Source organism: Castellaniella sp. (assembly GCF_049651205.1).
Classification (GTDB): domain Bacteria; phylum Pseudomonadota; class Gammaproteobacteria; order Burkholderiales; family Burkholderiaceae_B; genus Castellaniella.
In genome coordinates this window covers 333,295-355,416 of the sequence record NZ_JBASBR010000004.1, presented here as the reverse complement: position 1 = coordinate 355,416, position 22,122 = coordinate 333,295, and the positions used below count along the sequence as shown (strand labels likewise).

General features: G+C 59.6%; 20 protein-coding genes, 1 tRNA gene and 1 pseudogene. 12 read left to right on the top strand and 10 right to left on the bottom strand.

Annotated features, from left to right (window positions below):
* The first annotated feature begins 20 nt into the window (after nt 1-20).
* The 6 genes from WA928_RS02765 (at nt 21) to WA928_RS02740 (ending at nt 5,098) form a co-directional block, all read left to right on the top strand.
* Nucleotides 21-971 (top strand): ribose-phosphate pyrophosphokinase, encoded by a 951-nt coding sequence (locus WA928_RS02765; RefSeq protein WP_350379754.1) that lies wholly within the window; start codon nt 21-23, stop codon nt 969-971.
* A 92-nt stretch (nt 972-1,063) separates the two neighbouring features.
* Nucleotides 1,064-1,684, top strand: coding sequence for a 50S ribosomal protein L25/general stress protein Ctc (locus WA928_RS02760; protein ID WP_424299208.1), 621 nt, complete (start codon nt 1,064-1,066; stop codon nt 1,682-1,684).
* 144 nt (nt 1,685-1,828) lie between these two features.
* A complete protein-coding gene (gene pth / locus WA928_RS02755) occupies nt 1,829-2,428 on the top strand; it encodes an aminoacyl-tRNA hydrolase (RefSeq protein WP_424299205.1) in 600 nt (199 codons plus the stop codon).
* Between the two features lie 118 nt (nt 2,429-2,546).
* Nucleotides 2,547-3,299, top strand: coding sequence for a type II CAAX prenyl endopeptidase Rce1 family protein (locus tag WA928_RS02750; RefSeq protein ID WP_424299203.1), 753 nt, complete (start codon nt 2,547-2,549; stop codon nt 3,297-3,299).
* An 82-nt stretch (nt 3,300-3,381) separates the two neighbouring features.
* Entirely contained in the window at nt 3,382-4,473 is a 1,092-nt protein-coding gene (ychF, locus tag WA928_RS02745; RefSeq protein ID WP_350379744.1) for a redox-regulated ATPase YchF, read from the top strand.
* The gene (locus WA928_RS02740; RefSeq protein WP_424299199.1) at nt 4,466-5,098 is read left to right on the top strand and encodes a tRNA-(ms[2]io[6]A)-hydroxylase; all 633 of its coding nucleotides are present in this window, start codon (nt 4,466-4,468) and stop codon (nt 5,096-5,098) included. The genes ychF and WA928_RS02740 overlap by 8 nt, the downstream gene beginning before the upstream one ends.
* A 64-nt stretch (nt 5,099-5,162) precedes the next feature.
* On the opposite strand, the gene WA928_RS02735 is transcribed toward WA928_RS02740, so the two are convergent.
* The 4 genes and pseudogenes from WA928_RS02735 to WA928_RS02720 form a co-directional block, all read right to left on the bottom strand.
* Entirely contained in the window at nt 5,163-6,209 is a 1,047-nt protein-coding gene (locus WA928_RS02735; protein WP_424299196.1) for an ABC transporter ATP-binding protein, read from the bottom strand.
* On the bottom strand, nt 6,199-7,710 hold the full coding sequence (locus WA928_RS02730; protein WP_424299193.1) for an ABC transporter permease: 1,512 nt from the start codon (nt 7,708-7,710) through the stop codon (nt 6,199-6,201). The genes WA928_RS02735 and WA928_RS02730 overlap by 11 nt, the downstream gene beginning before the upstream one ends.
* Nucleotides 7,711-7,745: 35 nt before the next feature.
* Nucleotides 7,746-8,777 (bottom strand): extracellular solute-binding protein, encoded by a 1,032-nt coding sequence (locus WA928_RS02725; protein WP_424299190.1) that lies wholly within the window; start codon nt 8,775-8,777, stop codon nt 7,746-7,748.
* 167 nt (nt 8,778-8,944) lie between these two features.
* Nucleotides 8,945-10,648 (bottom strand): annotated as a pseudogene (locus tag WA928_RS02720) (methyl-accepting chemotaxis protein); the annotation flags it as partial.
* A 600-nt stretch (nt 10,649-11,248) separates the two neighbouring features.
* Here WA928_RS02720 and WA928_RS02715 point away from each other — a divergent pair.
* The 4 genes from WA928_RS02715 (at nt 11,249) to fghA (ending at nt 16,648) form a co-directional block, all read left to right on the top strand.
* On the top strand, nt 11,249-12,433 hold the full coding sequence (locus tag WA928_RS02715; RefSeq protein ID WP_424299187.1) for a mechanosensitive ion channel family protein: 1,185 nt from the start codon (nt 11,249-11,251) through the stop codon (nt 12,431-12,433).
* Between the two features lie 98 nt (nt 12,434-12,531).
* Complete coding sequence (htpG, locus tag WA928_RS02710) at nt 12,532-14,436, top strand: molecular chaperone HtpG (RefSeq protein WP_424299184.1); 1,905 nt, start codon at nt 12,532-12,534, stop codon at nt 14,434-14,436.
* Between the two features lie 163 nt (nt 14,437-14,599).
* Complete coding sequence (locus WA928_RS02705) at nt 14,600-15,709, top strand: S-(hydroxymethyl)glutathione dehydrogenase/class III alcohol dehydrogenase (protein ID WP_350379698.1); 1,110 nt, start codon at nt 14,600-14,602, stop codon at nt 15,707-15,709.
* Between the two features lie 75 nt (nt 15,710-15,784).
* A complete protein-coding gene (gene fghA, locus WA928_RS02700; protein ID WP_424299181.1) occupies nt 15,785-16,648 on the top strand; it encodes an S-formylglutathione hydrolase in 864 nt (287 codons plus the stop codon).
* A gap of 39 nt (nt 16,649-16,687) precedes the next feature.
* Here the strand turns inward: fghA and ampD are convergent, their stop codons facing one another.
* Genes ampD through WA928_RS02685 form a run of 3 tightly spaced genes read right to left on the bottom strand, consistent with a single transcriptional unit; the run spans nt 16,688 to nt 18,380 of the window.
* Nucleotides 16,688-17,281 (bottom strand): 1,6-anhydro-N-acetylmuramyl-L-alanine amidase AmpD, encoded by a 594-nt coding sequence (gene ampD / locus WA928_RS02695; RefSeq protein ID WP_424299178.1) that lies wholly within the window; start codon nt 17,279-17,281, stop codon nt 16,688-16,690.
* Between the two features lie 6 nt (nt 17,282-17,287).
* Complete coding sequence (locus tag WA928_RS02690; RefSeq protein WP_424299175.1) at nt 17,288-17,536, bottom strand: PP0621 family protein; 249 nt, start codon at nt 17,534-17,536, stop codon at nt 17,288-17,290.
* The gene (locus tag WA928_RS02685) at nt 17,529-18,380 is read right to left on the bottom strand and encodes a cytochrome C assembly family protein (RefSeq protein WP_424299172.1); all 852 of its coding nucleotides are present in this window, start codon (nt 18,378-18,380) and stop codon (nt 17,529-17,531) included. The genes WA928_RS02690 and WA928_RS02685 overlap by 8 nt, the downstream gene beginning before the upstream one ends.
* A 91-nt stretch (nt 18,381-18,471) precedes the next feature.
* Here WA928_RS02685 and ffh point away from each other — a divergent pair, with 91 nt between their 5' ends.
* The gene (ffh, locus tag WA928_RS02680; protein WP_424299169.1) at nt 18,472-19,890 is read left to right on the top strand and encodes a signal recognition particle protein; all 1,419 of its coding nucleotides are present in this window, start codon (nt 18,472-18,474) and stop codon (nt 19,888-19,890) included.
* Between the two features lie 14 nt (nt 19,891-19,904).
* Here the strand turns inward: ffh and thiS are convergent, their stop codons facing one another.
* From thiS to trmB, 3 genes are all read right to left on the bottom strand, one after another.
* Entirely contained in the window at nt 19,905-20,105 is a 201-nt protein-coding gene (gene thiS, locus WA928_RS02675; protein ID WP_424299601.1) for a sulfur carrier protein ThiS, read from the bottom strand.
* Nucleotides 20,106-20,190: 85 nt separating this feature from the next.
* Nucleotides 20,191-21,123, bottom strand: a complete 933-nt coding sequence (gene pip / locus WA928_RS02670) for a prolyl aminopeptidase (RefSeq protein WP_424299166.1) — start codon at nt 21,121-21,123, stop codon at nt 20,191-20,193.
* On the bottom strand, nt 21,124-21,876 hold the full coding sequence (trmB, locus tag WA928_RS02665) for a tRNA (guanosine(46)-N7)-methyltransferase TrmB (protein WP_424299163.1): 753 nt from the start codon (nt 21,874-21,876) through the stop codon (nt 21,124-21,126).
* Between the two features lie 86 nt (nt 21,877-21,962).
* Between trmB and WA928_RS02660 the strand changes: the two genes are divergently transcribed.
* Nucleotides 21,963-22,036, top strand: a tRNA-Gly gene (locus WA928_RS02660).
* Nucleotides 22,037-22,122: the final 86 nt, after the last annotated feature.

The window sequence follows — 22,122 nt, the reverse complement described above, 5'->3', positions numbered from 1 at the left end:
GACACCACTGGTTCGATACCATGACACAAGACAGATTCATGATTTTTACCGGAACAGCCAATCCTCGCCTGGCTGTCGATGTGGTGAATCATCTGGATATGTCACTGGGCAAAATGACAGTTGGCCGGTTTTCAGACGGCGAAGTCATGGTCGAAATCAACGAAAACGTGCGTGGCAAAGACGTTTTTGTGTTGCAGCCCACCTGTGCACCCACCAACGACAATCTCATGGAAATCATGGTGATGGTTGATGCCCTGCGCCGTGCTTCGGCTCGCAACATCACGGCAGCCATCCCGTATTTTGGCTATGCCCGCCAAGACCGTCGTCCGCGTTCCGCCCGCGTGTCCATCTCCGCCAAGGTAGTGGCCAACATGCTCCAGTCTGTGGGCGTCGACCGCATCATGATGATGGATCTGCACGCAGATCAGATCCAGGGGTTCTTCGATATCCCTGTCGACAACATCTATGCCGGCCCTATTTTGCTGGGTGATATCTGGAGCCGCAATTTCCAGAACCTGGTGGTGGTGTCGCCTGATATCGGTGGCGTGGTGCGGGCGCGTGCCCTGGCCAAGCAGCTCGAGTCCGATCTGGCCATCATCGACAAGCGCCGCCCGCGCGCCAATGTGTCAGAAGTCATGAACATCATCGGCGACGTCAACGGCCGCACCTGCCTCATCATGGACGACATGGTCGACACTGCAGGCACGCTGTGCAAGGCGGCACAAGCGCTTAAAGACCGTGGTGCGGGTCTGGTGTACGCCTATTGCACCCATCCGGTGCTCTCTGGCGAAGCCGTCAAACGCATTCAAGAGTCCGCGCTCGACGAAGTGGTCGTCACCGACACCATCCCGCTGTCCGAGACTGCCCGCAATTGCAGCAAGATTCGTCAGCTGTCCTGCGCCTCCTTATTGGGTGAAACCATTTTGCGCATCGCCACAGCCGAATCCGTCAGTTCGCTGTTTGCCGATTGATTTTTTTCACCCCCCGCTGGTCGCGGCGGGGGTTAACGCAGCTTGCGCTGCTGTTTTGATGGGGCCTGCGGGCCCCGATTTTGGAGTTTTCCATGAAATTTACCGCCACTTCACGTAGCGTCCAGGGTTCGAGTGCGAGCCGCCGCCTGCGCCACGCCGGTCGGGTGCCTGCCATTGTTTATGGTGGCAAGTCTGCCCCCGCCAATATCGAACTCGATCACAACGAGATCTACCACGCCCTGAACAAAGAAGAATTCCACGCCTCCATCCTCGATATGGTGCTGGACGGCAAAACCGAGCCCGTGCTGGTGCGCGCGGTTCAGTGGCACCCGTACAAAGCGCTGGTGTTGCACGTCGATTTTCAGCGCGTAGATGCATCGCAGGCGGTCAGCACCAAGGTGCCCGTGCACTATCTCAATGCCGATCAAAGCCCGGCCGTCAAGCTGGCAGGACAGGTCATCACCCACGGCCCGTCCGAGCTCGATATCACCTGCTTGCCTGCCAACCTGCCCAAGTTCGTCGAAGTTGATCTTGGTGGCATGGTGGGTAATGCCCGCTTGCACCTGGCCGACATCACCTTGCCGATCGGCGTCAAATACGTGCCGCACGGCGACGACGTCAACCCGTTGCTGGCCCAGGCCTCTGCACCCAAGGGTGCGGCAGCCGATGATGCCTCCGCCAGCGACGCTCCGGAAGCCCCGGCAGCCGAGTAATCTGGCTGTACCCACGCAAGGCCGGCTTGCCGGCCCCGTGGGTGTCATCGCACCATGATCATCAGCCCCCGCCTGTCGTCAGACAGTCGGGGGTTTGTCGTATCATGAGGCCTTTTTGGCTCCATACTCTTTTTTGGCCACACCATGACTGCGCCCATCCGTCTCATCGTGGGTCTGGGCAACCCCGGTCCCGAATACGAAACCACGCGCCACAATGCCGGCTTTTGGCTGGCCGATCACTTCGCCGACGACCTGCACGCCAGCTTTGCGCTGGATAAATCGTTTTTTGCCTGGGTGGCGCGGGCTCGTCATGCGGGCCAGGCCGTGATCCTCGCCAAACCCACCACCTTCATGAACAAATCAGGGCAGGCGGTGGGCGCATTGGCGCGCTTCTACAAATTGCAGCCCGAAGAAATCCTGGTATTGCATGACGAAATGGATCTCCTGCCAGGTGCCGTCAAGCTTAAATGTGGCGGGGGTCATGCGGGCCACAATGGTTTGCGCGATATCCAGTCGGTGCTGGGTACCCCCAAGTTCTGGCGGCTGCGCATCGGTATTGGCCATCCGCGCAGCCTGGGCCTGGCGCAATCGGTTATCAATTTTGTGCTGCACCCCCCGCGCCAGGATGACATGCCCGGGATCAACGAAGTCATTCGCCGCTGCCGTGTCGAGTTGCCCGGTTTGCTGGACGGGCAGTTTGATCGTGTCACCGAGCACCTGCACCAGGGCAATCATGGCGGGTGACAAGGGAGGGAAAATGCGCGTGGCGGATTTTTTGCCGGGCTGGCATGATGCATTTCATCGGGTAGCCACAAGGTAGGCGGGGATGCGAGGGTTCAGGCGGCCAGAAAATTTGCCTACGATGGGCGAAGAAATTGTCGATTTCTTACGGTTTCTGGTGCGGCCACGGCCAGGCCCGCGGCTGCCGGGGCATCATGCCGGCAATGGGGTGTGGGCCGATTTTCGTATCAATGCGCCGTGGTGGCGCCTGCTGCACTGGGCGGTGTTGCTCTGGACAGTCAATCTTGTGGTGTTTGCGCCCCTGGCGCTGTCTGCCGCACAGGCCAGCGGTGCGCAACATCGTCTTGATCTCCACAACTTGCCCTGGCTTACTGCCTTCATCTGGGCGCCCATCATCGAAGAACTCACCTTCAGGTACGTGCTGCGCCGGCCTGCCATGATCTGGTGGTTTGTGCCACTGATGGTGGCTATTTTGGTGCAGGGCCCGGGGCCTACGTCCATCCTGCTGGCTGGCCTGGCGTGCCTGCTGGCCCTGGCGCCGCAGTGGTATCCACAACAGCATCGCTGGCGCAAGGGCTGGGCTGCGTCCTGGCGTGCCAGGCGGGCGTTTGGCCGATATTATCCGGGCCTGTTCCATCTGGTGGCCCTGGCGTTTGCCGCCGTGCATCTGTACAACTTCCGCATGACCGCCATGAATCTGGTTTTGCTGCCCCTGTTGGTGTTGCCACAGTGGGTTACCGGCCTGGTGCTGGGCTGGATACGCGTCAGGCGTGGGGTGGGTACTTCGATGCTGCTGCACGCCATTTTCAATGGCGGGCCCTTGCTGCTCATCGGGATTTTGCTGCACTTTGCGCCCCAGCTGGCTACTTACTAGGCCGTCGGCACGCCTCGGCCCGATTTTGGCAGCCGGGCTACAATAGCGGCCTGATTTTCCTTCATTTTTCTTCAGGATCCCCATGGCACTGCAATGCGGCATCGTTGGCCTGCCCAACGTCGGCAAATCCACTCTGTTCAACGCCCTGACAAAAGCCGGCATTGCCGCAGAGAACTACCCCTTTTGCACCATCGAACCCAATGTGGGGGTGGTCGAGGTGCCGGATCACCGGCTGGCACAGCTGGCCGCTATCGTTAGTCCCGAGCGCATCCTGCCTGCTGTGGTCGAGTTCGTAGACATCGCCGGCTTGGTGGCCGGGGCGTCCAAAGGCGAGGGCCTGGGCAACCAGTTTCTGGCCAATATCCGCGAAACCGATGCCATTGTGCACGTGGTGCGCTGCTTCGAGGACGAGAACGTGATCCACGTGGCGGGCCGGGTCAATCCGGTGTCCGACATCGAAGTCATCAACACCGAACTCGCCCTGGCTGATCTTGCCACCGCCGACAAGATCCTGCAAAAGAATCGCAAACTGGCCAACTCCGGGGATAAAGAAGCCATCCGCCTGGTGGCCCTGCTTGAGCGCATCGTGGCCGCACTGGATGCCGGCAAGTCGGTGCGCAGCCTGGGCCTGGACGAAGACGAGCAGGCCGCAATCCGGGGATACTGCTTTATTACTGCCAAGCGTGCCATGTATGTTGCCAACGTGCGCGACGATGGCTTCAAGAACAATCCTCATCTCAATGCTGTGCAGGATTACGCTGCAGCCGAGAACGCGCCGGTGGTGGCCGTGTGTGCTGCCATCGAAGCCGAGATCGCCGATCTGGACGAGGACGACAAGAGCGTGTTCCTGGAAGACATGGGCATGACAGAGCCCGGGCTCGATCGCGTGGTCCGTGCTGGTTACCAGCTGCTTGGGCTGCAAACGTATTTCACCGCCGGCGTCAAAGAGGTGCGCGCCTGGACCATCCCGGTGGGCGCCACGGCGCCTCAGGCTGCGGGGGTGATTCACACGGATTTCGAGCGTGGCTTTATCCGTGCGCAAACCATCAGTTTTGAAGACTTCATCGCCTGCCAGGGCGAGCACGGCGCCAAAGAGGCCGGGAAAATGCGCGCCGAGGGCAAGGATTACGTGGTCAAGGATGGCGACGTGATGAATTTTTTGTTTAATGTCTGACCCATTCGCTGCCTCGCTGATCCCTGCCGACCTTCTGGCCTTCCTGGGCTGTTCCACACCTGATGCCTGGGTGCGGACCGCCCTGACGCAGTTGGATGTGCTGTTGCTGGATCATCGCAATTGCGAGCTAAAAGCGGCCGCGGCGGCCATGAGTGTGATCGCCCGCTATGGCGACGACCCAGCCCTTGCCACGGCTTTATCCAAGCTGGCGCGCGAAGAGCTGGTGCACTACGAGCAAGTGCTGCGGATCATCAAGCAGCGTGGGGTGGCCTTGCGGCCCCTGACGCCCAGCCGGTATGCGGCGGGCCTGCGCGCTGCAGTGCGCACACATGATCCCGCCAAGCTGGTCGACACCTTGATTGTGGGCGCCTTTATCGAGGCCCGCTCCTGCGAGCGCTTTGCCGCACTGGTGCCTCACCTTGAGGATGGGCTGGCCACGTTTTACGCGGGCTTGTTGCAATCCGAGGCTCGGCATTATCTACGCTATCTGGATTTCGCCCAACGCTTTGGCGAGGCAGCGGATGTTGCGCGTTCGATTGAAAAAATCCGGACACTTGAGCAACACCTAGTGTTGTCGCCCGATCCTGAGTTCCGGTTTCATAGTGGGTGCCCGATAGAGGCATAAGCGGCCGGTGTGGGCGTAGCCTCGGTCGCTGCACCTGTTTGGGGTAAGTTGCCCGTTTCGGGTCTCAGGCGTCGGCGTAGGCCATGCACTTGCCCAATACCCGAAGGCAGCCCTGCGCGCCCAATGCTGGCGCTGTTAAAGAGGGCATGCGCAGATCCAGGCAAAGGTCTTTGAGATCCACGCCGATCAGGGTGTGATCGCCGCGAAACGAGCGATAGCTGACGCGCGCGGCGACGCCTGATCCGGATTCCGTCCACTGCACCTGCTCGGGGCGCACCACAATCTGGGCGGCGCCCGCCTGACAGGGGCTGCCGGCATGCAGGTGGACGTCGCCCAGCGCGCAGTATGCGGTGCCGTCGCTGCGGCATTGGCCTGACACAAACAGGGCGGCACCCGTCAGGCGGGCCACCGCTGCGCTGGCGGGCTGCCAGTACACATCCTCGGGCCGGGCGCATTGCATGATGCGGCCCGATTGCATCACTGCCAATTGGTCGGACACTGCAAAGGCTTCTCCGGGGTCGTGTGTTACCAGTACGGTCATGGTGCCCGTTTGTCGCAGTACCCGAATGACCTCTTCGCACATGCTGCGCCGCAGATCCAGATCCAGAGCATTAAAAGGTTCGTCCAGCAGTACCAGAGAGGGGCCTGGGGCCAGGGCGCGTGCCAGGGCGACACGCTGCTGTTGGCCGCCCGAGAGCTCGTGCGGAAAGCGCTGGCCCAGACCAGACAGGCCGGTAAGTGCCAGTACTTCTTTGACGCGCTCGTGCCGTCCCGAGCGGCGCGTTAGGCCAAAGCGGATATTGCCTTCGACGGTCAGGTGCGGAAACAGGGTGCCTTCCTGGGGCACATAACCGATGGCGCGTTGTTCGGGGGGCACGCAGGTTCTGGCGGTGGCCATGGTGCGCCCGCCAAAGGCGATCTGGCCCTCGTCCAGGGGATCAAAGCCCGCAATCAGGCGCAGCAATGTGGTTTTGCCGCAGCCCGAGGGCCCCAGCAACGCCAGCACGGATCCGGCAGGGATGCTCAGGTCGATACCAGCCAGCACTTCGGTGCGGCCAAAGTATTTGTGGATCCCCGAGAGGATCATGGGGTGTGCAGTTTTAATGTCCATGGTGCAGCATGCGGCGGGTAAAGACCCAGACGGGCAAGATTGACACCAGCACCAGCAGAGCTGCAAATGGGGCTGCAGCTGCATATTCGGCGTCGGCGGTGTATGTCCAGACCTCAGTGGCCAGTGTAACGGTGCCTGTGGGGGCCAGCATCAGAGTGGCGGTGAGTTCGCGCACAATCTCCAGCATCATCAGGGCCAGCGCAGCGCCTATGCCCGGCGCAATATTGGGCAGGATCACCGTCAGGAATACATGAAAAGGGCGTCGTCCCAGGCTGCGTGCGATGGATTCGATCTGCGGAGGCACCAGTTCGATGGAGGCGCGCAGCGATGATTGTGCCAGTGGTAAAAACAGGATGGCGTAGGCAATCAGCAGTACTGTCATGCCCTGGTACAGCGACGGCACCAGTCGGATCGAGAGAAACACCAGCGCCAGGGCTACCACGACGCCCGGGAGGCCGTGCACAATGTATGGCAGGCGTTCGGCAATCTGGGCCAGATGGCCGCGATGTCGGCTTGCCACCAATACCAGGGGAATCGCCAGCAGGCTGGTCAGCAATGCACCTGAGCCGGCCAGAGTTAGCGTGCCCTCGATGGCTGGGAGAATATGCGCATAGCCCCGGCCGGCCGAGCTGCCCTTTACCAGCCAGTACGCCAGAATGGATAGAGGCACACCCAGGGACACAAGGCCTAAAAATCCGAAGGCGCCCAAAACCGGCCAGGTTTTGCGGCCCAGCACAATGGCTTGTGACTGGCGTGTGGCGCCGCGCCCTACGCGTGCAATGCGCCGGCCTGCCCGCAGGCGCATTTCGGCCCAGGCGGCAGGGATGCACAGCAACATCAGGACGATCGACTGCATGGCGGCCGAGGCGCTGTCAAACTGCAGTTCGTAGGATTCAAAGATGGCTGTGGTAAAGGTTTGCACCCGTAACAGGGCCAGCGCGCCAAACTCGGCAAACATATGAGTCAGTACCAGCAACGCGCCACCGCCCAGTGCGGGCAGCAGTTGCGGTAGCAGGGCGTGTGTAAAAGCGTGCCAGGGGCCGTGGCCCAAGGATCGACAGACATCCTCGAGGCCTGGGTCGGTGCTGCGTAGCGCAGCGGCCACTGGCAGATATACCAAGGGGTAGGTGGATAAGGCCAAAATGAGGATGGCGCCCCCGAGATTCTGAAACATCACGTTGATCGAGGCCCATGCATAGCTGGAGACAAAGGCGGGGACGGCCAGCGGCAGGCCGGCGGCAACGCGCCAGAAACGGCGTCCCGGCAAATCGGTGCGTTCGACACACCATGCCACGGACAGGCCGATCACTGAGGCCAGCAGCATGACACCCACAGCCAGGGTAACAGTGTTGGTCAGCAGCTCAAGGTTGCGGGCACGAAAAAGCTCTGCGGCTGCACCGGCCAGGCCGGTTTGAGCAGTACGCAGAGCAATATAGATCAAGGGCAGGATGACCAGGCCCACTGGCAACAGTGCGGCAAAGGTCATCCAGGCGGGCGGCATGGCGGGCCGTCGGCCCGCCAAAAAACCAGTTCGCCTCACGCCAAGCCGGCCTCCCGGCGCAGCGCCAGTGCGTCAGCGGCGTCCCCGAGGTCGGCAGGGCTGACGTCAGGAGGCATGAGTTGATCGAAGGGCTTGAGGTCGAATGGTGATTTGACGCCGGGCCGCAGCGGGTATTCGGCAACGGTATCCACGATAGCCTCTTGTCCCGCCTGGCTTACCATGAATGCCACGAACTTTTGTGCCGCCTCGGCATTGCGAGCGGTTTTAAGCACGCCAGCAGCAGAGACGGTGATCAACCCACCGGGGTCTTTGGGCGCTGCATAATGCAAGCCGGCTTTCATGTTGCTGGCACCAACTTCATTGGCTACGATAAACCAGTAGTAATTGTTGACCAGCGCTGTGGCGACTTCGCCGCGCTCAACGGCACGCATGGCAGCCATGTTGCCGTTGTAGATGCGGCCAAATTCTTTGAGACCCTTGAGCCAAGTGAGAGCGGCATCGCGGCCCTTAAGCAGCTTGATGGCGATGATCTGCTCTTGAAATGAGCCGCTGGTGGGCACAAATCCGACACGATCTTTCCAGGCGGCTGTGGCCATGTCCATGACGGAAGCCGGCAGCTCGGATGTCTTGACCATGTCCTTGTTAAATACGATGACGCGGTTGCGGGCGCTGACGCCTGTCCAGGTGCTATCCCGGGCGATGTAGGCGGGCAGTACCTGGTCAAGCGTACTCTTGGGCAAGGTGGCCAACAGGCTTTTTTCGGCGAGAGCAGCCACCGGGGGGCTTTCTTCCGCGTAAAAAACGTCAGCCGGAGAGTGTTCACCTTCCTCGATAATCTGGTTGGCCAGCTGTGTACTGCTGCCTTTGCGGATCTCCACCTGGATGCCCGTGGCCTTGGTAAAGGCTGCCACCAGGGCATTGGTGGTTTTGGAGTGCTGGCCGTTATACAGCACCAACGTCTGGGCATCGGCGGCACGGGCACTGTGCAAGACCGGGATACCCAGTAAAGCGCTGGCGCCCAGCACAGTGCTGCCACGCAAAAATTGACGACGTGAGGAGGTTTTCATGCTCAAGCTCTCGAAAATGAATTCAAGATAATTGTAAGGCAAATAAGAACCATTATCCTTACGGAGGTATCGGGAGTTCAAAAAAACAGCTGTATCCTGCTGCCGTTACCCGATACTAGGGTGATGTCGGCAGCGGATAACAGCATGCATTTTATGTAGCGGGGGTATCAGGCTTGTAGCAACCGCTGTGCAGGGGCCCAAAGAGCGGGTTGCGCGACCGAGGTTTCCTCGGCGTGGGGTTCTCCCGTCTGGAATACAGCGACGCTTTGGGCCAATTGCCGAGCCTGGTCGCGCAATGAATCTGCTGCCGCGGCGGCTTCTTGCACCAGCGCGGCATTTTGCTGGGTGACTTGATCCATCTGGGTGACGGCCAGGTTGACCTGATCAATCCCGGTGGATTGTTCGTTGGATGCAGAGGCGATATCCGCCATGATCTGACTGACCCGATCGACCGCACTCAGCACCTCTTGCATGATGGTGCCCGCAGTATCCGCCTGATGGGTGCCTGCCTGGATCTGCTCTGACGAGTGCGTGATCAGGCCCTTGATCTCGCGGGCCGCATCGGCCGAGCGCTGTGCCAGGGCACGTACCTCGGAGGCCACCACAGCAAAGCCTTTGCCCTGTTCTCCTGCCCGGGCCGCCTCGACCGCTGCATTGAGCGCCAGAATGTTGGTTTGAAACGCGATGCTGTCGATGACACCAATAATGTCGGTGATCCGAACAGAGCTGTCCTGGATTCTTTGCATGGTGCCAACCATGCCCTCAACCGCCTGTTCGCCCTGGTGTGCAGTGTTGGATGCGCTGGAGGCCAGTTCTTTGGCTTGCCTGGCGTTGTCGGCATTCTGGCGCACCGTGGAAGCCAGCTCTTCCATGCTGGCTGCGGTTTCCTGCAGCGACGCCGCTTGCTGTTCGGTGCGACTGGATAAGTCCGTATTGCCTGAGGCGATCTCCTGGGCGCCAGTGTGGATTTCACCCACGCTGTACCGTACCTGGCTGATCATGGTGCGCAGTGCCTGCTGGGTTTCTTTCAGGCTGCTTTGCAACAGGTGCACTTCGTTGTGGCTATGTGCCGGGCTGTCAGGGATCTCCTGGCCAAGGTCTCCCTGGCCCAGGCGTTGCAAGCCCCTGACCACCCCGTCTACGGGCTTTAAGGTGCGGCGCGCCAGCCAGAAGATGGCCAGGGCGATCAGAAGCGTACCCACCAGCATCAGGCTCAGCTGAATCCACATCTGGCGTGTGCTCTGGGCCAGGTAATCACTGACGGGCCCAAAGCCGTAGATGGTCCAGCCCCAGCGGGGGATGGATTTCCAGGACAAAAAGATGGGTTGGTTGGTGACGTGCACTGCCTGGGCGCCGATGTCGGCGTTGCGAAACGTACTGTTCAGGGTGGCAAAATCCTCTGGCGAATTGCCCGCGCTGAGCAAATCACCAGGCTTGCCGAACATGCCGGCTACACGGATCCAGTCTTGATTGTCCGGGGTTGAGCGAATAATAAACAGCTGCCCGAAGCCTGCCAGCATGGTTTCGGTGAGGTCTTTCAGGACAGGGTTGAGTTGGGCGCTGATATCCAGTCGATTGACGATACCGCCGTAGACCTTGCCGCTGTCATCCTTCAAGGGATGAGTGGTCACCAGGTTCCATTTGTTGTCCACCAACTCGGGCAGGTCGGCGGTTGTGCCGCTGTCCAGGGCACGGGCAATGGGATCATTCGCTTTCAGCATATCCCCCAGGGCGTGGCCGGGTTTATCCTGGTAGGCGCTGGCGATGCGCATCCAGCCATCTTGGGTTCGGGCGTAGAGCTCGGCTGTCATGCCGGTGACACTGTTCATCAAGGCCTTGTTGCCATTAAGCTCTTTGCCGTTGGCCACCATGATAGGCTGGCCGTTGCGGCTGCTGCCCTGCAGGGTTGGCGTGCCGCCCGTGTAGCGAAGCAACACCGGATACAGCGAACGCCCGCGATCCGAGGCGATGTCGTAGATCAGCTGCAGGATCCGGTTGTAATCCTGCAAGCCCATCCGGTTGGCGGCGCTGACATTGGCAATGGCTGTTTGCCGGCTTTGCCAGGTAACCGTGGCAGCAAGGGCCGCCATCACAAGAATCGTGCTAAGCGTGGCAGCAATAAACAGTTGGGTACCCAGTGTTGCACGGGTCAGGCGGCCCTTGGGGGCTCGGTGCTTGAACATAAGGTGTGTCTCCGGTGGCCAGTAAGGTTGTCATGCGTATCAGAAGTACGCCAGGCCTCGTTTCGGGTAACGGTACAAATGCCCGATGCTTAAGGGTATGGAAGCATGAGTATTGCAAATAGCGCTTATTTGCCTTTGCAAATAATGCGACTGCAATGTCCCGCCTGGGCTTGTGTGTTTCGCGGGCGATCGTATCCTGATTTTTGCGGTGGGGTCCGGTTTGAAATGTCTCCAATAGGGCCGTTACACTGGTGATCAACCCCTGGACAAATAAGGAAAATCAATTTGATGGCACACACCCTGCTCCAGCAATTCATGTCGATCTATCAGGAGTGGGAGGCTGGTATCCTGGTTTTTTTTACGGTGCTGGCCGCTCTGGTGCTGGGTACCGTTTTGCGGATGCTGTTGGCACGTGTTGTCAGGCGTTTGCATCCGGCACGCCACGTTTGGGCGCATGGCCTGTTGTCGGGGATAGAAATCCCGGCCCAGGTGCTGATCTGGGTGCTGGGAATCGCCCTTGCCGGCAGCTTGTTGGTGCAGCACGATAGCGATCTGGCCGAGAGTTCTGTGCTGGCTCACGGGATCGGGCCGGTGCGCGATGTGTTGGTCATCCTGATCGGGATGTGGTTTTTGTTGCGGGCCGTCAATCAGATCCAGTTTAATTTGCTGGATCGTGCCCGGGCGCGCGGCCGAGAACTCGACCCCACCGCGGCGGATGCCATCGGCAAACTCAGTAAAGCGTCGGTGGTCATTACTGCCATGCTGATGATCATGCAGTCCCTGGGGTTTTCGATTGCCGGCTTGCTGGCCTTTGGTGGCATGGGCGGTATCGCCGTGGGTTTTGCTGCGCAAAGCCTGGTGGCCAACCTGCTGGGCGGGTTGACCATCTTTGCCAGTCGGCCTTTCAAGGTGGGTGAGTACATCATCATTCCGGGCACTGATCTGGCGGGTGGGGTAGAGCATATTGGCTGGCGCGCCACCCGGCTGATCGGCTTCGATTGCAAGCCCTTTTACGTGCCCAACGCCAAATTCAATACAGAGTCTGTGATCAACCATACCCGCATGACGGCGCGGCGCATCATGGAAGACATCCACATCCGCTATGCCGATATGGATGCCGTGCGTGACATCGTGGCTGATGGCCGGGCGCTGCTGGCCGGCCACCCAGGCATCAGGCATGATTTCTTTGCCTTCAATTTCAGCAGTTGTGGCAGCTATTCGCTCAAGCTGTCCTTGTATGCATTCACGGAAAGCACGGATTACAACGAGTACATGGATGTGCAGGAAGACGTCTTACTGAAGATTGGCGACATCATCCGCAATCACGGCGCTCAGCTTACCGGGCCGGTGTCGACCATCGACATGCCGCAATTGGCTGTGGCGGGAAAAGGGCCTGAAGCCGTATCCGGCGCCCCCGCCGGCCGTTTGCCGCCGGCACCACCCGGCCTGCCGCCATTGTCAGACCCCTCTTGAAAAAAACGCAGTTGGCCCCATTTGCACATCAGTGGGCTTAAGCCCGTTTCTGGCGGGCTGCGTGCCCCTTTTTTTCCAACTGTCCAAATTTACGCACCATGAGCCAAACCGAATCTCAAGCCTCTGAAACCCTGGGCTTTCAGGCTGAAGTCAAGCAGCTGCTGCATCTGATGATCCATTCCTTGTATAGCAACAAGGAAATCTTCCTGCGAGAACTTGTCTCCAATGCGTCCGACGCCTGCGATAAGCTGCGCTTCGAGGCCATTGATCACCCGGATCTGTTCGAGGGCGACACCGACTTGCGCATTCAAGTTGAGTTTGACAAGGATGCCCGTACCATCACCATTAGCGATAACGGCATTGGCCTGTCGCGCGACGAGGCTGTTGCCAATCTGGGCACGATTGCCCGCTCTGGCACGCGCGAATTCTTCTCGCAGCTGACGGGCGACAAGCAAAAAGATGCGCAACTGATTGGCCAGTTCGGGGTGGGGTTTTATTCCTCCTTCATCGTGGCCGAAAAAGTGTCGGTCAGCAGTCGTCGTGCTGGCCTGCCTGCTTCTGAGGGCGTGCTCTGGGAGTCTGATGGCCAGGGTGAATTCTCGGTGTCGGCGATTGATCGCGCGCAGCGCGGCACGTCCGTTACCCTGACGCTACGTGCCGACGAAGACGAGTTCTTGTCGGGCTGGAAACTGCGTGATGTCCTGCGTCGGTATTCGGATCACATCTCCTTGCCCATCCAGATGAAAAAAGAGGAATGGGACGCCGAAAAATCCGAGCATGTGACCCGCGACGAGTGGGAAACCGTCAACCAGGCCAACGCCCTGTGGACGCGCAGCAAGTCGGATATCACTGACGAACAATACCAAGAGTTTTACAAGCACATTGCCCACGATTTTGACGACCCCCTGGCCTGGACGCACAACCGGGTGGAAGGCCGCAGCGAGTACACCCAGCTGCTGTATATCCCCAAGCGTGCCCCCTTTGATCTTTATGATCGGGATGCCCGCCGTGGTGTGAAGCTGTACATCAAGCGTGTGTTTATCATGGATGATGCCGAGCAACTGCTGCCGGCCTATCTGCGGTTTGTGCGGGGGGTGGTGGATTCTGCCGATCTGCCGCTTAACGTCTCGCGTGAGATCCTGCAAGAAAGCCGGGATGTGCGTTCCATTCGCGAAGGTAGCGCCAAGCGCATCCTGGGCCTGCTGGATGACCTGATCAAAGACAAGCCCGAGCAATATGCCGAGTTCTGGTCGCAGTTTGGCCAGGTGCTTAAAGAAGGGATGGGTGAAGACCCCGCCAACAAAGACCGGATCGCTGGCCTGTTGCGCTTTGCTTCCACCTATACCGACAGCCCCGTCCAGACCGTGTCGCTGGCTGATTACATCGGCCGTCTCAAAGAAGGCCAGGACAAGATTTATTATCTCAGCGCTGATTCCTATGCGGCGGCCGCTCATAGCCCGCACCTCGAAGTTTTCCGTCGCAAGGGCATCGAAGTGTTGCTGTTGTCCGACCGTGTCGATGAGTGGATGTTGTCCCACCTGCGCGAGTTCGAAGGCAAGTCGCTGGCATCGGTAGCCAAAGGCGGGCTTGATCTTGACGCGCTGGCTGACGAAGACGAAAAGAAACAGCAGGCCGAAGTGGCCGAAGCGTTCAAGCCCACCATCGAGCGTCTTAAGGCGGCATTGGGTGATCGTGTCAAAGAAGTTCGCTCTACCGCCCGGTTGGTGGATTCTCCCGCTTGCGTCGTGGTAGACGAAAACGAGCTGAGCCCGCATCTGCTGCGCATGCTCAAGGCCGCCGGCCAGGAGGCCCCGGATGTCAAACCCATCCTGGAGGTTAATCCACAGCATGCCTTGGTCAAGCGTCTCGAAGCCCAGCCCGATGCCACCTTTGGCGAGTGGGCGGCATTGCTGCTGGATCAGGCCATGCTGGCCGAAGGCGCAGCCCTCAAGGATCCGGCAGCGTTTGTGAAACGCCTGAACGCGCTGCTGCTGAGCGCCTGATTTAAACCAGCGCTTGCGCAAGGCCGGGTGGGTCCTCGCGGATCAGCCCGGCCTTGTGCTATGGAGTGTTGATGCATGGCCGTGGCCCGGTTTGTCTTATCCCGAGCTTCTGGCCATAATCGGCTCTTCCCCTCGTGATGTTGAACAAACCGGAGTCTTGCTGATGAAATCCCGTGCTGCTGTGGCCTTTGAGGCCGGAAAGCCTCTGCAGATCGTTGAGATCGATGTCGAGCCGCCCCGCAAGGGCGAAGTCCTGATCAAAATCAGCCATACGGGCATTTGCCATACCGATGCCTTCACCCTCAGTGGCGATGACCCTGAAGGCGTATTTCCCGCAGTGCTGGGGCACGAAGGCGCCGGCGTGGTGGTGCAGGTGGGCGAGGGCGTCACCAGCGTGGCGCCTGGCGATCACGTCATCCCGCTGTATACCGCCGAGTGCGGTGAGTGCCTGTTTTGCAAGTCCGGCAAAACCAATCTGTGCGTGTCTGTGCGCGCCACCCAAGGCAAGGGGCTGATGCCTGACGGCACCACGCGGTTTTCCTATCAGGGGCAGCCCATTTATCACTACATGGGTTGCTCCACCTTCAGCGAGTACACGGTGGTTGCCGAAGTCTCGCTGGCCAAGATTGATCCGCACGCCAATCCAGAGCAGGTTTGCCTGCTGGGCTGCGGGGTAACCACTGGTATTGGCGCAGTACGCAATACAGCCAAGGTGCAGCCAGGTGATACGGTTGCGGTATTTGGCCTGGGCGGCATCGGTCTGGCGGTGGTGCAGGGCGCGCGCCAGGCAGGTGCCGGCCGTATCATTGCCGTGGATACCAATCCCGATAAATTTGCGCTGGCCAAGGTGTTTGGCGCCACCGATTGCGTCAATCCCAAAGACCACACCGAACCCATCCAGCAAGTTATTGTCGGCATGACGGGCTGGGGCGTGGATCACAGCTTCGAGTGCATTGGCAACGTCAATGTCATGCGGGCCGCGCTTGAGTCCGCCCATCGCGGGTGGGGCCAGTCCATCATTATTGGTGTGGCGGGGGCGGGGCAAGAGATCTCCACCCGGCCGTTCCAGCTGGTCACCGGGCGTTCCTGGCGTGGCACGGCCTTTGGTGGCGTCAAGGGGCGTTCGCAACTGCCCGGTATGGTGCAAGAAGCCATGCGTGGCGATATCGATCTGGCACCGTTTGTGACGCACACCATGGGGCTCGACGGGATTAACCAGGCGTTCGACCTCATGCACGAAGGCAAATCGATCCGTTCGGTTGTGCATTACTGATTTACCCGGCCATCAGCCCCCCCTTCAATACCGGAGGGTGCGGGTTCTTGCGCCCTTTTTAAAGGATCATCCCCTATGACCAATCTTTCGGGTCAGGAAGCCCTGCGCTGTGTCGAGCAGCATGCCAGTTTTGGTGGACGCCAGGAAGTCTGGCAACATGAGTCTGCCGTCCTGGGCTGCACCATGCGGTTTGCCGTGTATCAGCCGGCCGCCGCCCTGCGTGGTGAACCCTGCCCGGTGTTGTACTGGCTGTCAGGCCTTACCTGCACTGAACAAAATTTCATTAGCAAGGCGGGAGCCCAGGCCTATGCCGCTTTGCACGGACTGATCGTGGTGGCCCCGGATACCAGCCCGCGTGGCCAGCAAGTGGCCGATGACGAGGCGTACGACCTCGGCCAGGGAGCAGGCTTTTATCTGAATGCCAGCCAGGCGCCGTGGTCGACGCATTACCGCATGCAGGATTACATCGCCCAGGAACTACCGGATTTGATCCAGCAGCATTTCTCAACGTCTGGCCGGCGCAGTATCTCCGGGCATTCAATGGGCGGTCATGGGGCGCTGGTAACGGCCATGCGCCATCCGGGCCGATACTGCAGTGTGTCTGCGCTTGCCCCTATTGTGGCGCCGTCACAGGTGGCTTGGGGGCAAAAAGCCTTTGCCGCTTATCTAGGTGATGATCGCTCCGGTTGGGCCCAATGGGATGCAGTCGAACTGATCCAGACAGTCTTGCCTGAGCGTCTGCCCATCCTGGTGGATCAGGGCTTGGACGATGAGTTTTTAACTGCACAGCTGCGCCCGGAGCTCTTGGAGGCCGCCTGCCAGGGCAGCAACCATCCTTTAACCCTTCGGCGCCATCCTGGGCATGATCACAGCTATTACTTTATTGCCAACTTTATCGGCGACCACATCGCGCATCACGCTGCAGCACTGAAAGCCTGATTTGGCTCAATCCGGGCGGCCGCGTCAGGTGGCTGCCCTTTACCGTTTACCCTGAAACCGTGCCCAGTCAAAGGCCTCGCCCGGATCTGTCTTGCGTCCGGGGGCGATGTGCTGGTGCCCCTGTACGGCGCAGATCGGGTGGCGGGTGCGGATCACATCGGCCAATTGATCCAGGCGTGCGTATTGCGCATCGGTGTAGGGCACGGTGTCGGCCCCCTCAAGCTCGATGCCGATGGAAAAATCGTTGCAGTGCTCTCGTCCTTCGAAGACAGATACACCCGCATGCCAGGCGCGCAGCACCGTGGGCACAAACTGGACAATTGCCCCGTCGCGGCGGATCAGGAAATGTGCAGAGACATGAACGTCGCGGATATTCTCAAACCAGGGGTCGGCATTGATATCCAGGCAGTTCTGAAAAAAATCGATGATGCAGTTGCCCTGAAACACGCCGGGCGGCAGGCTGATGTTGTGGATCACCAGCAGATAGGGATCTTCGGCGTTGGGCCGTGCGTCGTGGTTGGGCGATGGCCGATGCAATACCCCCGGCCCGGACGGCAGCCAGCCGTCTGCACCGATGGCAGGCAAAGCGCTAAAAAGCTGCTTGGCTGCCGGGGTGTCCGGTGCGTTTGCCATGGCGCCCTACTTTTTTAGCCCCAGGCGGGCGTGGTCGGCACTGCACCAGGTTTTGCCCTGGCTCATGTAGGCTTCGGATCGTGGCAAAAAAATGTGGCAGTGCGCACATCGCACCATCGATTCTGCGGCCAGGCGGGTGTCGGCGTCCTGGCGGCGGCCTGCGGCTTGCCTGGCGGCGGCCTTTTGGTGACTAAGGATGCGGGATACCAGCAGGACGGCCAGGATAATGACGGCCCATAACAAGAACTTACCCAAGAGAGCCTCTGTGGAGAATGACTTCGAGAACAAAACGGCTGCCTGTGTAGGACAGCAACAAAAAAGCAAAACCGGCCAGTGTCCAGCGCAAGGCGATACGCCCGCGCCAGCCCTTGATCTGGCGGCCTGCCAGCAGCACGCCAAAAGTGACCCACGACAGCAGCGTAAACACGGTTTTGTGGTCCATGGGCAGGGCATGCCCGGTGAGACGCAGGGACACGACAATACCGGTGATCACCGTTAGCGTCAGCACGCCAAACCCGATCCAGATCAGGCGAAACAGCAGTTGTTCGAGGGTCAGCAGGGCCGGCATGGCCCCCATGGCCCGATCCAGTGCGCTTTGTTGCCCCATGGATTCGATCGGGCGGTGCAGGTGGCGATCCAGAACCGTCATCAGCATCGCATGCAGGGCCGCCACTGTGATCAGGCCGTAGGCTGTCATGGCGATCAGCAGATGAACGCGCAGCCAGTCGCTGTTGGCGTGTGGTACCAGATATCCCTGTGGAAACACACCTGCCAGCAGGCTGATGAAAGCCGCTGCCGGCAGCAGTAATAGCAGTAAGCTATCCAGGCGCAGCAGAAAGTTTTCTATCCAAAAAACGATCATGCCCAGCCAGATGGCAGCCGACAAGGCCAGTGCCCAACTTAAATACAGGCCCTTGGGCACAATAATGGCTGCCAGCAACCCTATGCCGTGCAAGGCGATGGCGCCGAGCAGGCAGCTGCGGCCCAGGGCCGAGCTGGGAGTGACGTCTTGCGCCTTGAGAATGGGCCGCCATAATGCAATGCCCAATGCAGCGTAGGCCAGCGCGGCAAGCAAGTGAAATACAATGCTGACTGACATAGTCCTGTTGGTCTAAGGTGCACGGCGTGCACCGCAAAAGCATTCATTTTATGCGCAGGCCGACAGATCAACCAGTTTTGTGGAACCAGCCATGCTTGATAACCTGACCTCCCGTCTCTCGCGCATCGTCAAGACCATGCGCGGCGAGGCCCGCCTGACCGAGGCCAACACGCAAGAAATGTTGCGAGAGGTTCGTCTGGCTTTGCTCGAGGCCGACGTCGCCCTGCCAGTGGTGCGCGAGTTCGTCAGCCGCGTAAAAACAGCGGCGTTGGGGCAAGAAGTTGCCGGCAGCCTTAATCCGGGCCAGGCGCTGGTGGGTATTGTTCATAAAGAACTCACCCGCCTGATGGGCGCCGATCTCGGCACCGAGGCCGGCGAGCTTTCTCTGGCGGCTCAGCCACCAGCCGTGATTTTGATGGCAGGCTTGCAGGGGGCGGGTAAAACCACCACCACTGGCAAGCTGGCCAAGTGGCTGTCCGAAGGCAACCACGTCCAGCAGGGCCGCAAAACCGGGCGCAAAAAGGTCTTGGTGGTCAGTGCCGACGTCTATCGCCCGGCCGCCATCGATCAGCTCAAAACCGTGGCGGCGCAAGTGGGGGTCGATTTTCTGCCCTCCGATCCTTCGCAAAAGCCGGCCGATATTGCGCACAACGCGCTGGATCATGCCAAGCGCCATCATTACGATGTCCTGATTGTCGATACTGCGGGTCGTCTGGGTATCGATCAGGCCATGATGGACGAGATCCGTCAGTTGCATAGCCAACTTGATCCCATCGAAACGCTCTTCGTTGTGGATGCGATGCAGGGTCAGGATGCGGTCAATGTCGCCAAGGCGTTTTCTGATGCCTTGCCCCTGACAGGCGTGGTAATGACCAAGCTGGACGGCGACGCCCGCGGGGGTGCTGCACTGTCCGTGCGGCAAATCACTGGTAAACCGCTTAAGTTTGTAGGGGTTTCCGAAAAACTCGACGGCCTCGAGCCTTTTCACCCTGAGCGCATGGCACAGCGCGTCTTGGGCATGGGCGATATTGTCTCGCTGGTTGAGCAAGCGCAGAAAAATATCGATATTGCCGAGGCTCAAAAGCTGGCGGCACGACTTAAATCAGGCAATCGCTTCGACCTCAACGATTTTCGCGACCAGCTCCAACAGGTCAAGAAAATGGGCGACATGGGTTCTTTGCTCGAAAAACTCCCGGCACAGTTTGCCCAGGCAGCCTCCCAGGTGCAAGGCGGGCAGGCTGAAAAGCAGCTGGCACGTACCGAAGGCATCCTCAATTCCATGACCCCGCTTGAGCGTGCCAAACCCGAACTCATCAAGGCCTCACGCAAGCGCCGCATTGCCGCAGGGTCGGGGGTGCCGGTTCAGGAAGTCAACCGCATGCTCAAGCAATTTGAGCAAATGCAGGGCATGATGAAACAGATGAAAAAAGGTGGCATGGCCAAAATGATGCGCGCCATGGGCGGCATGAAAGGCCTTGGCGGCATGATGGGTAAAGGCGGCTTTCGATAAAGCCGGTTTGCGGCTTAGCCGCCGCCCACCGCCACCACGATTTCAAGCTGGTCGCCCTCGGCCAGCTGCGTTCTGCCGTGCAGGCTTTTGGGGACAATATCGCCATTGCGTTCTACCGCGATCCGCTTGTCCTGATAGCCCAGGTGCTGCAGCAGGTTCAGTATTGTCCAGGCGGCTTCGATCTGGGTGGCTTTGCCATTGAGTTTGATCGTCATGCTCATAAAGAAACCTCGAGGCCGGGTTGCCGGATGCGTATTGCCGCATCCGGTGGGCCTATAAAAAACGGGTGTGTTTGGCTGGCTAGGCAAACTGGTCTGTGGCTGCCAGCAATTGCTTGAGGATACCCGGTTCGTCAAAGGCGTGGCCAGCGTCGGGTACCAGATGAAAACCAGCTTGTGGCCAGGCCTGGTGCAAATCCCAGGCAGATCGGGTGGGTGTGCAGGCGTCGTAGCGGCCTTGCACGATCACTCCCGGGATATTGGCCAGTTTGTGGGCGTCACGCAAGAGCTGGCCTTCTTCCATGAAGCCACGGTGCACGAAATAGTGGTTTTCGATCCGGGCAAAGGCCAATGCAGAGGCGTCTGCAGCATGGGCCTGCACGTGTTCGGGATTGGGCAACAGGCTGATGGTGTGGCTTTCCCATTGGGTCCAGGCATGCGCAGCGGCCAGCTGCATTGCGGTATCGGTGCCGGTAAGGCGGCGGTGGTAGGCCTGAATCAGGTCGTCGCGCTCAGCTTGCGGGATTGGCGCCAGGTAGGACTCCCAGATGTCCGGAAACAGCCAGGAAGCACCTTCCTGGTAAAACCAGCGCAATTCGGCCAGGCGCAGCAGAAATATCCCGCGCACAATCAAGGCCTTGACGTGTTGCGGATGCGTCTCGGCATAGGCCAATGCCAGTGTAGAACCCCAGGATCCGCCGAACACCACAGCCTGATCTGCTTGCAGGATCTCTGTGCGCAGCCGCTCGATGTCGGCCACCAAGTCCCAGGTGGTGTTGTGGTCCAGGCAAGCCGAAGGCAAGGACCGGCCGCACCCGCGTTGGTCAAACAGCAAGACCTTGTACCGTTGTGGATCAAACACCCGCCGGTGAGTGGGCGAGCAGCCCGCACCTGGGCCGCCATGCAGAAAAATGGCTGGCGTGCCATTGGGGTTACCGCACAGCTCCCAGTACACCTGGTGGCCGTATCCTACGTCCAGAAAGCCATGTGCGTAGGGTTCGATCTCCGGATACATTTATAAAGCCTCGGTTGAGTGAGTGTCTGTTGTGGCAGGCCGCCGGGTAAAGATCAAATCCCATACCCCGTGTCCAAGCCGCAGCCCACGATTTTCGAACTTAGTCAGCGGACGGTAATCGGGGCGCGGTGCATAAGCTGGATACTGATTGGCCAGCATCGGCTCGGCCGACAGCACCTCCAGCATTTGTCCTGCGTAGTGTTCCCAATCGGTGGCGCAGTGCAGATAGCCTCCCGGTGCCAGGCGGCTGACCAGCAGGCGCACAAAATCCGGCTGGATCAGGCGGCGCTTATGGTGACGTTTCTTGGGCCAGGGATCAGGAAAATAAATATGTGCACCTGCCAGTGAGGCGGGCGCAATCATGTCGCGCAACACCTCGACGGCATCGTGCTGGATGATGCGGATATTCGGGATTTCGTGATCGTGGATGCGTCGCAGCAACGCACCAACCCCTGCATTGAAAACCTCTACCCCCAGGAAGTTGTCTTCCGGCCGGGCCTGGGCAATCTGCTGGGTGGTTTCACCCATGCCAAAACCAATCTCCAGGATGGTGGGTGCCGACCGCCCAAAGGTGGCGGTCAGATCCAGTGGTGTGCTTTGATAGGAAACCGACCATAGCGGGAGCCATTGCGCGATGGCGTGCTCCTGGCTGGGCGTGATGTGGGCCCGGCGATGAACGAAGCTGCGGATATGGGTGCTGCCCGAGGGTGCCTGGGTGGTGACAATTGGTGGTGGGGATTTTGGCGAATTCAAAATGAGGTAAACTACGGGGCTTCAGGGATTTTGCTGGTGTTTCATTTTACCCGCAAATCCTTGCATGTCAGTCGAGCCTCTCGATTGCGGGTGTAGTTCAATGGTAGAACGGCGGCTTCCCAAGCCTCAAGCGTGGGTTCGATTCCCATCACCCGCTCCACGTAGCACCCCCACATAAAGGCTTTCTGGGCTTTCTGTATGGTAGATTCGAGGCCGCTGTTTCATCCGCAACACTCCTTTCGCTTA

What these genes read in the sequence shown, in the direction of transcription:
- WA928_RS02765 (WP_350379754.1), top strand. Translation starts at nt 21, where the DNA reads ATGACACAAGACAGATTCATGATTTTTACCGGAACAGCCAATCCTCGC.
- WA928_RS02760 (WP_424299208.1), top strand. Translation starts at nt 1,064, where the DNA reads ATGAAATTTACCGCCACTTCACGTAGCGTCCAGGGTTCGAGTGCGAGC.
- pth (WP_424299205.1), top strand. Translation starts at nt 1,829, where the DNA reads ATGACTGCGCCCATCCGTCTCATCGTGGGTCTGGGCAACCCCGGTCCC.
- WA928_RS02750 (WP_424299203.1), top strand. Translation starts at nt 2,547, where the DNA reads ATGGGCGAAGAAATTGTCGATTTCTTACGGTTTCTGGTGCGGCCACGG.
- ychF (WP_350379744.1), top strand. Translation starts at nt 3,382, where the DNA reads ATGGCACTGCAATGCGGCATCGTTGGCCTGCCCAACGTCGGCAAATCC.
- WA928_RS02740 (WP_424299199.1), top strand. Translation starts at nt 4,466, where the DNA reads ATGTCTGACCCATTCGCTGCCTCGCTGATCCCTGCCGACCTTCTGGCC.
- WA928_RS02735 (WP_424299196.1), bottom strand. Translation starts at nt 6,209, where the DNA reads ATGGACATTAAAACTGCACACCCCATGATCCTCTCGGGGATCCACAAA.
- WA928_RS02730 (WP_424299193.1), bottom strand. Translation starts at nt 7,710, where the DNA reads ATGCCGCCCGCCTGGATGACCTTTGCCGCACTGTTGCCAGTGGGCCTG.
- WA928_RS02725 (WP_424299190.1), bottom strand. Translation starts at nt 8,777, where the DNA reads ATGAAAACCTCCTCACGTCGTCAATTTTTGCGTGGCAGCACTGTGCTG.
- WA928_RS02715 (WP_424299187.1), top strand. Translation starts at nt 11,249, where the DNA reads ATGGCACACACCCTGCTCCAGCAATTCATGTCGATCTATCAGGAGTGG.
- htpG (WP_424299184.1), top strand. Translation starts at nt 12,532, where the DNA reads ATGAGCCAAACCGAATCTCAAGCCTCTGAAACCCTGGGCTTTCAGGCT.
- WA928_RS02705 (WP_350379698.1), top strand. Translation starts at nt 14,600, where the DNA reads ATGAAATCCCGTGCTGCTGTGGCCTTTGAGGCCGGAAAGCCTCTGCAG.
- fghA (WP_424299181.1), top strand. Translation starts at nt 15,785, where the DNA reads ATGACCAATCTTTCGGGTCAGGAAGCCCTGCGCTGTGTCGAGCAGCAT.
- ampD (WP_424299178.1), bottom strand. Translation starts at nt 17,281, where the DNA reads ATGGCAAACGCACCGGACACCCCGGCAGCCAAGCAGCTTTTTAGCGCT.
- WA928_RS02685 (WP_424299172.1), bottom strand. Translation starts at nt 18,380, where the DNA reads ATGTCAGTCAGCATTGTATTTCACTTGCTTGCCGCGCTGGCCTACGCT.
- ffh (WP_424299169.1), top strand. Translation starts at nt 18,472, where the DNA reads ATGCTTGATAACCTGACCTCCCGTCTCTCGCGCATCGTCAAGACCATG.
- thiS (WP_424299601.1), bottom strand. Translation starts at nt 20,105, where the DNA reads ATGACGATCAAACTCAATGGCAAAGCCACCCAGATCGAAGCCGCCTGG.
- pip (WP_424299166.1), bottom strand. Translation starts at nt 21,123, where the DNA reads ATGTATCCGGAGATCGAACCCTACGCACATGGCTTTCTGGACGTAGGA.